Genomic DNA, 11,188 nt, shown 5'->3' on the forward strand with positions numbered 1-11,188 from the left:
CTCCTTAACGGTTTTCCAGACTTGCTGCACGAGCGTAAGGCAGAGCGCTCTCAGTACCTTTCAATGCAGCCTGTTGAGCATGTTGGCGCAAGTAACCTGGCAGACGCTGATCGTGCCAGCCTGGCTGACCTTGCAATACGCCGTTGGCCATAGGGCCAGTGGCTTCCGAGCTCTCATTGTAGCCTGCCAATACAGCGGGGCCCTTGACCTGAGGAGCGGTCAGACCCGGTTGACTGGATTGCTGGGCCAACTCGACACCGGCGATCTCGTCCTGGTTATACAGACGAACACCTGCCAGCACGGCAACCGTCACCGAAGCAGCAACTGCCAGACGACCCAGGCTGCGCCATGGACCGCGAGAAGCTTTTGCCGGTACGGCTTCGTCAGCCAGCGCAGCAGAGACTGCCGCAGCGATGTCCAGACGAGGAAGCAACAAATCCTTGTGCATAACTGCCCGAGCGATCTGGTAACGAGCCCAGGTATCGCGGGTTTCAACATCGTCGAAGGCATTCAACACCCGACGCAATTCCAATTCGTCCGCTTCGTTATCCATCACTGCGGACAGCGATTCCTGCAGGGCTTCACGACTCATGGCGTTCCTCTCTTGGCTGTCGCCGCTGTCTCAGTTTTCCTGCAACAACGGCTGCAGGGCTTTATCGATGGCCTCCCGGGCGCGGAAAATCCGGGAGCGCACGGTACCCACCGGACACTGCATGACGCTGGCAATGTCCTCGTAACTCAGACCATCGAATTCACGTAAAGTTAAAGCCGTACGCAAATCTTCTGGCAGTTGCTGAATGGTTCGATGGACGGTGCCTTCGATCTCATCCCGCAGCAATGCACGTTCTGGCGACTCGAGATCCTTGAGGCCATGGTCGCCGTCGTAGAACTCTGCATCCTCGGAACTGACATCGCTATCCGGCGGCCGGCGGCCGCGTGAAACCAGATAGTTTTTCGCCGTGTTGATGGCGATGCGGTAAAGCCACGTATAAAACGCGCTGTCTCCGCGAAAATTACCAAGTGCACGGTATGCCTTGATAAAGGCTTCCTGTGCGACATCCTGGGCTTCATGGGTGTCGTGCACGAACCGCACGATCAACCCGAGAATTTTGTGCTGGTATTTCAGCACTAGCAGATCGAAAGCTCGCTTGTCGCCGCGTTGAACGCGCTCGACCAGCTGCTGATCCTCTTCCTGGGTTAGCATGAACACTCCTCGATAAGCTCGAAGGAGGCTTGCATTACTGAACGACCAGACTTGCAAACATAGACTCGGGCTTTTCGCAAAAGTTCTCCCCCTCCAAGCAAGTTTCCTGCGGGCTCTGATTTGGCACGCACGAAAAGCGCAGCGCGGGATAACCCGGCTGCGCGAATAATCTTGTCATCGGATTCATCAGCAAGGACCCAATCGCAAGTCCTGCACCGAAGCCGACGCTGTCCCTTGTTTCAGGCAACCGTCTATTGATCTTGGGCCTTTGGCAAAAGTTCCATATTTATAGCTGCCCGAAACCGACATTGTGCAACCGTGAAGAGAAAAAGACTGTTAAATCCGCGATACAGTCCTCTTGTCGCCGAAGCCATCAAAAAAACTTCCGACGAAGTGTCCAGCCTTTTCCGTCACAGTAGTTTCACAATGCCATGCTGGCCCGGCTATTGTGCCGCTCCCCCCCTCTATATACTAGTGGGCTGTGTGGCTGTCTTGACTCGCCGATCCAGCTGTCTTGCGCCAACCCCGTCCCGGGTCGCTTTGAGCGGAATCCTGAAATGAGCCAACAGTTTCAACACGATGTTCTGGTAATTGGCAGCGGTGCTGCCGGCTTGAGCCTTGCGCTGACCTTGCCCGGTCATTTGCGCATCGCCGTATTGAGCAAAGGCGACCTCGCCAATGGCTCAACCTTCTGGGCTCAGGGTGGTGTCGCTGCCGTTCTGGATGACACCGACACTGTCGAGTCCCATGTCGATGACACCCTCAACGCCGGTGGTGGCCTGTGCCATGAAGATGCCGTGCGCTTTACGGTCGAGCACAGCAGAGAGGCGATTCAATGGCTTATCGACCAAGGCGTGCCCTTTACCCGCGATGAACAGTCCGGCACCGAAGACGGTGGTTTCGAGTTTCACCTGACCCGCGAAGGCGGTCACAGCCATCGGCGCATCATCCACGCAGCTGACGCAACGGGCGCAGCGATCTTCAGAACCCTGCTCGATCAGGCCAAGCAGCGTCCCAACATCGAACTGCTGGAGCAGCGGGTCGCGGTCGACCTGATCACCGAAAAGCGCCTGGGCCTTGAAGGCGACCGTTGCCTCGGCGCCTATGTGCTTAACCGCGGCACCGGTGAAGTCGACACCTACGGCGCACGCTTCGTGATCCTTGCCTCGGGCGGCGCGGCAAAAGTCTACCTCTATACCAGCAACCCCGACGGTGCTTGCGGTGATGGCATCGCCATGGCCTGGCGTTCGGGCTGTCGGGTGGCGAACCTGGAATTCAACCAGTTCCACCCCACCTGCCTTTATCATCCACAAGCCAAGAGTTTCCTGATCACCGAAGCCCTGCGCGGCGAAGGCGGCCACCTGAAGCTGCCCAATGGTGAACGCTTCATGCAGCGTTTCGACCCACGGGCCGAGCTGGCACCACGGGACATCGTTGCCCGCGCCATCGACCATGAGATGAAGCGCTTGGGTATTGACTGCGTCTATCTGGATATCAGCCATAAACCCGAAGATTTCATCAAGACGCACTTCCCGACGGTTTATGAACGCTGCCTGGAATTTTCCATCGACATCACCAAGCAACCGATCCCGGTGGTACCGGCGGCGCACTACACTTGCGGCGGCGTGATGGTCGATCAGCGGGGCCGCACCGATGTGCCGGGCCTGTATGCGATTGGCGAAACCAGCTTCACCGGCCTGCATGGCGCCAACCGCATGGCCAGCAACTCGCTGCTGGAGTGTTTCGTTTATGCTCGTTCGGCGGCGGCGGATATTCTTGAGCAGTTGCCAGAAGTATCGATTCCAACCGCCCTGCCCGTTTGGGATGCGAGCCAGGTCACCGATTCGGACGAAGACGTGATCATTGCGCACAACTGGGATGAACTGCGGCGATTCATGTGGGACTACGTCGGCATCGTGCGCACCAACAAGCGCCTGCAACGGGCCCAGCACCGAGTGCAACTGTTGCTGGACGAAATCGACGAGTTCTACAGCAACTATAAGGTCAGCCGGGATTTGATCGAGCTGCGCAACCTTGCTCAAGTAGCAGACCTGATGATCCGGTCAGCCATGGAGCGCAAGGAAAGTCGCGGTCTGCATTACACCCTCGACTATCCGAACATGTTGCCGGTCGCCCTGGACACTATTCTGGTGCCGCCCACCTACGCCGACTGAACTTGAGCCGAACCCGCAGGCGTCGGTGCACATCCGCCGCCTGCGAATCGCGAGGCACACAGATCGCCCTGATCCGTCGCTCATCGCGCAGGCGAAAACGCAGCACCACAATCAATGGCAACGCCAGACTGTCCGGCCGCAGCTGCACGGGCTGCCAACCTACCGCCTGATTCCACAACTGCCAACCATCGGCATCGCGACGCAAGCCGCGAAACGCCTGAGGGTGTGTCAGCAAAATCTGTCGCGGCAATGCCCAAACGCCATGAGCCAGGCAGCAAAAAGCGCCGAGCAAACTGGCCCAGACCGGCATGGAAAGAAGAAACAACGAACCCAGCGCGAAAAGCTGGGCCAGAAGATACGCCGCCAGCAACTGCCGTGAGGCATGCCAGCGGCATTCGAACGCGTTACTTGGGCTGGACACGATCCAGGATCATGCGAACCATGCGCTGAAGCTCCGGATCTTCCGATTCGGCACGTTCCATGAACCAGCCGAACATGTCCTGATCTTCGCATTCGAGCAGCCTGACGTAGCACGCGCGATCGACCTCGTTGAGGTGCGGGTAAACTTCCTTCACAAACGGCACCAGCAACACGTCAAGCTCAAGCATGCCACGGCGGCTGTGCCAGTAGAGGCGATTCAGTTCAACATCTTCGACCATGGAGCGCTCCTCAAATAGGCGGCAAGTATACAGCCCCGGGCCCGCTCGAACAGTCGGCGTTGGTCGCCCCTATCGATCCTTTGTGAACTACCCATTTCATGGGCGCCCCCTTATGATGTCCCTCGGACTCTTTACCCTGCGATGACCCATGGCCGATTCTGCTTTTTTCTGCACCCTGTCTCACGAAGGCGTTCTCGCGGTACGCGGCGCGGATGCCGGCAAATTCCTGCAAGGCCAATTGACTTGCAACCTTAATTACCTGAGCGACACCCAGGCCAGCCTTGGCGCGCGTTGCACGCAGAAAGGCCGGATGCAGTCGAGTTTCCGCATTCTGCTCGAAGGCGACGGTGTGCTCATGGCGATGGCCAGCGAACTGCTGGAGCCGCAACTGGCGGACCTGAAAAAGTACGCGGTGTTCTCCAAATCGAAACTGACTGATGAAAGTGCCCATTGGATTCGCTTTGGCCTTGAGCATGGCGATGCAGCACTGGCCAGCCTGGGCCTGGAACTGCCGGCAGAAACCGACAGCGTCGTGCGCAATGACGGCCTGATCGCCCTTCGCGTCTCGCCGGATCGCGCTGAACTCTGGGTTCACGCCGATCAGGCCGACGCCATCAAGGGCAAGCTGTCCGCTCTGTTGGCCGAAGGTGAATTGAACCAATGGCTGCTGGGCCAGATCCGCGCCGGGATCGGCCAGGTCATGCCGAGCACCCGCGAGCTGTTTATCCCGCAGATGCTCAATCTGCAAGCCGTCGGTGGCGTGAGTTTCAAGAAAGGTTGCTACACCGGCCAGGAGATCGTCGCGCGCATGCAATACCTGGGCAAGCTCAAGCGCCGTCTGTATCGCCTGCAGCTGGAAGCCAGCGAATTACCGGAGCCCGGTACCCAACTGTTCTCCCCGACCCACGGCAGTTCGATCGGTGAAGTGGTGCTGGCCGCCAGCACCGGGCAAAACATTGAACTCCTTGCCGTGCTGCAAGCCGAAGCGGCAGAAGATGGCAACCTGCACCTTGGCGCACTCGAAGGTCCTGGCCTGCATCTGCTCGACTTGCCTTACCAACTGGATCGCGATCGCGAAATCCAGCGTTAATAGCAGCACTTGTCGCAATACCCTAGAGAAAAGAAATGAGCGAGCTGGCGGATAAGGTCCAACAGGATTTGGTTGAGGCCATCGATAACGATGACCTGGTTCTGCCAACGTTACCGGAAGTGGCCCTGCAGATTCGCAAGGCCGCCGAAGACCCGGAAATCAGTGTCAGCACATTGAGCAAAGTGATTGGCCGCGATACCGCGCTGTCGGCGCGCCTGATCAAAGTGGTCAATAGCCCGTTGCTGCGCGCAACCCAGGAAGTGACTGATCTGCACACGGCCATCACCCGGCTGGGCGTCAATTACAGCAGCAACCTGGCCATCGGCCTGGTGATGGAACAGATCTTCAATGCCCGTTCCGAAGTGGTGGAACAGAAAATGCGCGAAGTCTGGCGCAAGAGCCTGGAGATCGCCGGCGTCAGCTATGCGCTGTGCCGCAGTTACACACAGCTCAAGCCTGATCAGGCCGCGCTCGGCGGGCTCGTGCATCAGATTGGTGTACTGCCGATCCTGACCTACGCCGAAGATCACTATGAATTGCTGTCTGACCCGGTCAGCCTCAACCATGTGATCGACCGGATTCACCCGCTGCTCGGCGATAAATTGCTCAGGGTCTGGGAGTTTCCTGAAATGCTGGTGCAATTGCCGGGGCTGTATCTGGATTTCAAACGGCAATCGGAGCGGGTCGACTATGTCGATCTGGTGCAAGTGGCCAGCCTGTATTGCCACAAGGACACCGATCATCCACTGGCCCGTATCGATCCCTTCAGCGTGCCAGCCTTCAAGAAGCTGGGGATCGACCCGGAGAACGAGGCGATGTGCAGGGATCTGGAAGAGTCGCGTTCGATGTTTTACTAAGAGCTTCGCGGCAAGCCTCGCTCCTACAAAAGCATCGTATATATTTTGTAGGAGCGAGGCTTGCCCGCGAAGAGGCCATAAAAAACACCATCACTCTCCAGCAATAAAACTCACCCGCACCTTCAACCCCGCCTGCTCGCCATCGTGCAGGCTGATCTGTGCCAGGTGGGCGCGGCAGATCTCGCCAACGATGGCCAATCCAAGTCCCGATCCGGCCACCTGCTCGTTACGCCGATAAAAACGCTCGAACACCCGATCCCGCTCTTCAAGGGGAATTCCCGGGCCATCGTCCTCAACCTCCAGCACCGCCGGTGCCATGACCCGCAAGATCACATTGCCGCCCGGTGGCGTGTGGGCCAGTGCGTTGTCCACCAGGTTGCTCAACAATTCATTCAACAGCGTCGGCTCGCCGCGCAGCCACACCGGCTCGTCGGCTTCCAGCGCCAGCGCCACGCCACGTGCATGGGCCAACGGCGCCATGGCCATGCCCAGCTCACGGGCCAACTGACTGAGGTCGAGTAACTGCGCACCGCCCTCGGCGATTGCCCGGGCGCCATTCTCGACCCGAGCCAGCGAGAGTAATTGATTGGCCAGATGGGTCAGGCGATCCGTGCCCTGGGCGGCGGTTTCCAGGGTGCTGCGCCAGGTTTCGGGTTCGTTCGACCGCAAGCCCAGTTCGAGCCGTGCCTTGAGCGCCGCCAACGGGGTACGCAATTCATGAGCGGCATCGGCGATGAACTGCGCCTGACGCTCGAACTGTCCGCGCAAACGCTCGGTAAAGTGATTGAGCGCACGCACCAGCGGCCCCAACTCGTGCTGCACTTCCACCAACGGCAAGGGCCGCAAGTCATCGGGCTGACGCTCTTCCACCGCCGTGCGCAAGCGCTCCAGCGGGCGTAGCGCCGCACTGACCGCAAACCACACCAGCAGCAGCGCACCGATCGCCAGCATACCCAGACGCAACAACGTGTCGGCCATCAGGCTGCGGGCCATGCGAACCCGCGCCTCATCGGTTTCCGCCACGCGAATTTCCGCCATGCCGTTCATGTTCGGCTCGCTGACCGCTTTGAGCAGGCTGACCACTCGCACGTTCTGCCCTTGATAAGTGGCGTTATAGAAACGTGCCAGCGCCGGATAATCATCGGTACGTGGCGTTCCCGGCGGCGGTGGTGGCAGGTTTTCGTAGCCCGAGATCAGCTTCTGATTGATGTCATTGACCAGGTAAAAAATTCGTCCGGCGCTGTCGTAGGCGAACGTATCGAGGGCCACGTAAGGCACGTTGGCGCTGAGGCTGCCGTCGCGCTGGGACAGGCCGGCGGCGATGGTCCGCGCCGAGGCCAGCAGGGTCCGGTCATAAGCGGTGTCGGCGGCTTCGCGACCGTTCCAGTACGCGCTCAAACCACTGGCGAGCATCAACACCACCAACAGCAGCGCGAGGTTCCACAGCAACCGCCAACGCAGGCTGCTGAGCCTATGCATCGCGGCTTTCCAGCAGATAGCCAAGGCCGCGGAAGGTCACGATGGCCACCGGTTGGCCGTCGAGTTTCTTGCGCAAGCGGTGGACATAGATTTCGATGGCATCGGGACTGGCCTCCTCGTCCAGACCGAACACCTGGGCGGCCAGTTGTTCCTTGCTCATCACCCGACCGGGACGGGCGATCAGGGCTTCTAGCACCGCCTGCTCACGAGAGGTCAGGGTCAGCAATTCTTCGCCAAGGGTAAAGCGCCGGGTGTCCAGGTCATAGGCCAGCACGCCACAACGCTGCTGACGTTCACCGCCAAGCACACTGCGGCGCAGCAAGGCTTTGACCCGGGCTTCGAGCTCTGTCAGTTCGAAGGGTTTGGCCAGGTAATCGTCAGCCCCAAGGTTCAGGCCATGGACCCGATCCTTGACATCGCTGCGGGCGGTCAGCATCAGCACCGGCAGGTTCTTGCCCCGGGCCCGCAAGCGCGCCAACACTTCGAAGCCATCCATGCGCGGCAGGCCGACATCGAGGATCGCCACCGCGTATTCCTCGCTGCTCAAGGCCAGGTCGGCCGCCACACCGTCGTGCAACACATCCACGGTCAGCCCGGTGCTCTTGAGCGCCTGGGCGACACTTTCGGCAAGCTGCAGATGGTCTTCAACGAGCAGAACACGCATGGATCTTTACCTCATTCAGGGATGGTCGACGCCATTCTTTGGCGCGGAGTTTACAGCCGCATCCGTCGCTGTGAAGCCCGAAAACCGTGAAAGTCAGCTGAAAGGTTAGCGAAAGGTTGGCCGGTTAGAGTCCAGCCACGGACAGTTTCGACTGCCGTTGCTAGTGCCCATAGCAGTACGAGAAACGCCTCGAAGCGTTTTCGCCAATAAGAACAATAAACGGAGTACGTCACCATGCTGTCCATGCAGCTTCAGGCTCGCCCGCCTGTTCGTTTTTCCCGCCTCAGCCACACCGCCCTTGCCAGTGCCGCCGCCCTCGCCGGCTTTTCGCCGTTGAGCCAGGCTGCCTTCTTCGAAGACAGTACGGCAACCTTCGAAACCCGCAACATGTATTTCAACCGCGACTTTCGCGACGGTACCAGCGCCCAGCAATCCAAGCGTGACGAATGGGCCCAGGGGTTCATGCTCAATCTGCAATCGGGTTACACCGACGGCACCGTGGGGTTCGGTGTCGATGCACTGGGCATGCTCGGAGTAAAACTCGATTCGAGTCCGGATCGCACCGGCACCGGCCTGTTGCCGACCCATGACGACGGTCGCGCGGCTGACGAGTATTCCAAGCTCGGCCTGACCGGCAAAATGAAAATCTCCGCCACGGAACTGAAAATCGGCAGCCTGATTCCGGAACTGCCGATCCTCAAACCCAACGACGGGCGCATTCTGCCGCAGACCTTTGAAGGCGGCCTGCTGACCTCCAAAGAGATCAAGAATCTGACCTTCACCGGCGGGCGTCTGGAGAAAGCCAAGGACCGCGACAGCACCGACTTCGAGGACATCGCCCTCAACAACAAGAACAGCCGCTTCGCCGGCACCGTGGCCGGCAAGCACTTTGATTTTGGCGGCGTGGACTACAAGTTCACCGACAAGATCACCGGCAGCTACCACTTCGCTCAGCTCGATGAAGTCTACAACCAGCACTTCGTCGGTGTTGTTGCGTCGCAACCGTTCGGCCCTGGCACGTTTGGCACTGATCTGCGATTGGCCATCAGTGACGACGAGGGCGCGGCCCGGGGCGGCAAAATCGACAACAAATCCCTGAACGGTCTGGTGAGCTACGCCTTGAACGGGCATAAACTCAGCGCCGGCTATCAGCACATGTCCGGTGACAGCGCTTTCCCTTACGTCGATGGCAGCGATCCGTACCTGGTCAACTTCGTGCAGATCAACGACTTTGCCGGCGCCGAAGAACGTTCCTGGCAGGCACGTTACGACTATGACTTCGCCAAACTCGGCATTCCCGGCCTGAGCTTCATGAGCCGTTACCTGAGCGGCGACAACATCAAGCTCAAGAACGGCGACGAAGGCAAAGAGTGGGAACGCAACACCGAGATCAAATACGTCGTACAAAGCGGTGCCCTGAAGGATGTCGCCGTACGCCTGCGCAATGCCACCTACCGTTCCAACTACTCCGCTCGCGATGCCGATGAAGTGCGTCTGCTGGTGAGCTATAGCGTTGCCCTTTGGTAAACATCACGTCCAATAACAATAATGCCCGTGGAGACTCAAATGAACTTATCACTGCGTAAAGTTGCTCTCGCCGCCAGCTGTGTGCTGTTTGCCAGCCAATTGATGGCCGAACCGAAACGTCCGGAATGCATCGCCCCGGCCTCGCCAGGCGGCGGTTTCGACCTCACCTGCAAACTGGCGCAAAGCGCGCTGGTGAATGAAAAACTGCTGACCAAACCGATGCGCGTGACCTACATGCCCGGCGGTGTCGGCGCGGTAGCGTACAACGCGGTGGTCGCTCAACGCCCTGCCGATGCCGGCACGCTGGTGGCGTGGTCCAGCGGTTCGCTGCTGAACCTGGCCCAAGGCAAGTTCGGTCGTTTCGATGAAAGCGCGGTGCGCTGGCTGGCCGCCGTTGGCACAAGCTATGGCGCCATCGCGGTAAAAAGCGATTCGCCTTACAAGACCCTGGACGATCTGGTCAAAGCCCTGAAGAAAGATCCGGGTTCCGTAGTGATCGGTTCTGGCGGCACCGTCGGCAGCCAGGACTGGATGCAAACCGCACTGATCGCCAAGGCGGCCGGGATCAATCCGCGCGACCTGCGTTATGTCGCCCTCGAAGGCGGCGGTGAAATCGCCACCGCCCTGCTCGGTGGCCACATCCAGGTCGGCAGTACCGACATCTCCGACTCCATGCCACACATTCAGAGTGGCGACATGCGCCTGCTGGCGGTGTTCTCCGAGAAGCGTCTGGACGAGCCGGAAATGAAAGACATTCCAACCGCTAAAGAGCAAGGCTACGACATCGTCTGGCCGGTGGTTCGCGGCTTCTACCTCGGGCCAAAAGTCAGCGACGAAGACTATGCCTGGTGGAAAGACGCCTTCGACAAACTGCTGGCCTCCGAGGACTTCGCCAAGCTGCGCGATCAGCGTGAACTGTTCCCGTTCGCCATGACCGGCCCGGAGCTGGACACCTACGTGAAGAAGCAGGTCGCGGACTACAAAGTGCTGGCCAAAGAGTTCGGCCTGATCCAGTGATCGCCTCTGTCTAGCGGCCACGACCCCGGTTCTCGGGGTCGTGACCCAGGAGTTCCTCATGCTCATACAACGCATTTTCGCTTCGGTGCTGTTGCTGGCCTGTATCGGCCTGGCCCTGATGGCGTGGCCGTATCAAGCGGCTTTTTCCTACGAACCGGTCGGGCCTCGGGCCTTCCCTCTGTTGATGCTCGGCCTGATGGGCCTGGCTTTGCTGTACATGGTGTTTCGACCGGCGCCGATCGTGCACAGCGACGATGACCCGAAACTGGACCGCGAAACCCTGATCAAAATCGGCATTTGCGTGCTGCTGTTGCTGGTGTTCGCCGGGACCTTCGAACCCCTTGGTTTTATCGTCGCCAGCATTCTGATCGGTGTCCCGATGGCACGCCTGTATGGCGGCCGCTGGCTGCCCAGTGCGGTGATCATCAGCCTGATGGCCATCGGTCTTTATCTGCTGTTCGACAAGTTGATGGACGTGCCACTGCCGCTGGGCGTGCTCGACGTTCTGGAGAACTGA

General features: G+C 59.4%; 12 protein-coding genes. 6 read left to right on the forward strand and 6 right to left on the reverse strand.

Annotated features, from left to right (window positions below):
• Positions 1 to 4 precede the first annotated feature (4 nt).
• Both KW837_RS20175 and rpoE read right to left on the reverse strand, forming a co-directional pair.
• Positions 5 to 592 carry a sigma-E factor negative regulatory protein gene (locus KW837_RS20175; protein WP_007898648.1) on the reverse strand — a complete coding sequence of 196 codons (588 nt, stop codon included), beginning with the start codon at positions 590 to 592 and terminating at the stop codon, positions 5 to 7.
• 30 nt (positions 593 to 622) lie between these two features.
• The gene (rpoE, locus tag KW837_RS20180; protein ID WP_003172477.1) at positions 623 to 1,204 is read right to left on the reverse strand and encodes an RNA polymerase sigma factor RpoE; all 582 of its coding nucleotides are present in this window, start codon (positions 1,202 to 1,204) and stop codon (positions 623 to 625) included.
• Positions 1,205 to 1,761: 557 nt separating this feature from the next.
• Here rpoE and nadB point away from each other — a divergent pair.
• On the forward strand, positions 1,762 to 3,378 hold the full coding sequence (nadB, locus tag KW837_RS20185) for an L-aspartate oxidase (protein WP_008074472.1): 1,617 nt from the start codon (positions 1,762 to 1,764) through the stop codon (positions 3,376 to 3,378).
• On the opposite strand, the gene KW837_RS20190 is transcribed toward nadB, so the two are convergent.
• Both KW837_RS20190 and KW837_RS20195 read right to left on the reverse strand, forming a co-directional pair.
• Positions 3,347 to 3,799: a protein YgfX gene (locus tag KW837_RS20190; RefSeq protein ID WP_192344359.1), complete on the reverse strand. Its 453-nt coding sequence runs from the start codon at positions 3,797 to 3,799 to the stop codon at positions 3,347 to 3,349. The genes nadB and KW837_RS20190 overlap by 32 nt on opposite strands.
• Positions 3,783 to 4,037, reverse strand: coding sequence for a succinate dehydrogenase assembly factor 2 (locus KW837_RS20195; RefSeq protein ID WP_007898624.1), 255 nt, complete (start codon positions 4,035 to 4,037; stop codon positions 3,783 to 3,785). The genes KW837_RS20190 and KW837_RS20195 overlap by 17 nt, the downstream gene beginning before the upstream one ends.
• Positions 4,038 to 4,185: 148 nt before the next feature.
• On the opposite strand from KW837_RS20195, the gene KW837_RS20200 reads away from it, so the two are divergent.
• Positions 4,186 to 5,127, forward strand: coding sequence for a folate-binding protein YgfZ (locus tag KW837_RS20200; protein ID WP_218398191.1), 942 nt, complete (start codon positions 4,186 to 4,188; stop codon positions 5,125 to 5,127).
• Positions 5,128 to 5,162: 35 nt separating this feature from the next.
• Positions 5,163 to 5,984 carry an HDOD domain-containing protein gene (locus KW837_RS20205; protein WP_218398193.1) on the forward strand — a complete coding sequence of 274 codons (822 nt, stop codon included), beginning with the start codon at positions 5,163 to 5,165 and terminating at the stop codon, positions 5,982 to 5,984.
• A 90-nt stretch (positions 5,985 to 6,074) separates the two neighbouring features.
• On the opposite strand, the gene KW837_RS20210 is transcribed toward KW837_RS20205, so the two are convergent.
• Positions 6,075 to 7,463, reverse strand: a complete 1,389-nt coding sequence (locus KW837_RS20210; protein WP_218398195.1) for a sensor histidine kinase — start codon at positions 7,461 to 7,463, stop codon at positions 6,075 to 6,077.
• Positions 7,456 to 8,127, reverse strand: a complete 672-nt coding sequence (locus KW837_RS20215; RefSeq protein WP_007898613.1) for a response regulator — start codon at positions 8,125 to 8,127, stop codon at positions 7,456 to 7,458. The genes KW837_RS20210 and KW837_RS20215 overlap by 8 nt, the downstream gene beginning before the upstream one ends.
• A gap of 234 nt (positions 8,128 to 8,361) precedes the next feature.
• Here KW837_RS20215 and KW837_RS20220 point away from each other — a divergent pair, with 234 nt between their 5' ends.
• The 3 genes from KW837_RS20220 to KW837_RS20230 are packed head-to-tail and all read left to right on the forward strand — an operon-like array spanning position 8,362 to position 11,188.
• On the forward strand, positions 8,362 to 9,654 hold the full coding sequence (locus tag KW837_RS20220) for an OprD family porin (RefSeq protein ID WP_218398197.1): 1,293 nt from the start codon (positions 8,362 to 8,364) through the stop codon (positions 9,652 to 9,654).
• 39 nt (positions 9,655 to 9,693) lie between these two features.
• Positions 9,694 to 10,671 (forward strand): tripartite tricarboxylate transporter substrate binding protein, encoded by a 978-nt coding sequence (locus KW837_RS20225; RefSeq protein WP_218398200.1) that lies wholly within the window; start codon positions 9,694 to 9,696, stop codon positions 10,669 to 10,671.
• Positions 10,672 to 10,729: 58 nt separating this feature from the next.
• On the forward strand, positions 10,730 to 11,188 hold the full coding sequence (locus tag KW837_RS20230; protein ID WP_123499096.1) for a tripartite tricarboxylate transporter TctB family protein: 459 nt from the start codon (positions 10,730 to 10,732) through the stop codon (positions 11,186 to 11,188).

It is taken from the genome of Pseudomonas sp. PDM24 (assembly GCF_019218905.1).
In the GTDB taxonomy this organism is placed as follows: Bacteria; Pseudomonadota; Gammaproteobacteria; order Pseudomonadales; family Pseudomonadaceae; genus Aquipseudomonas.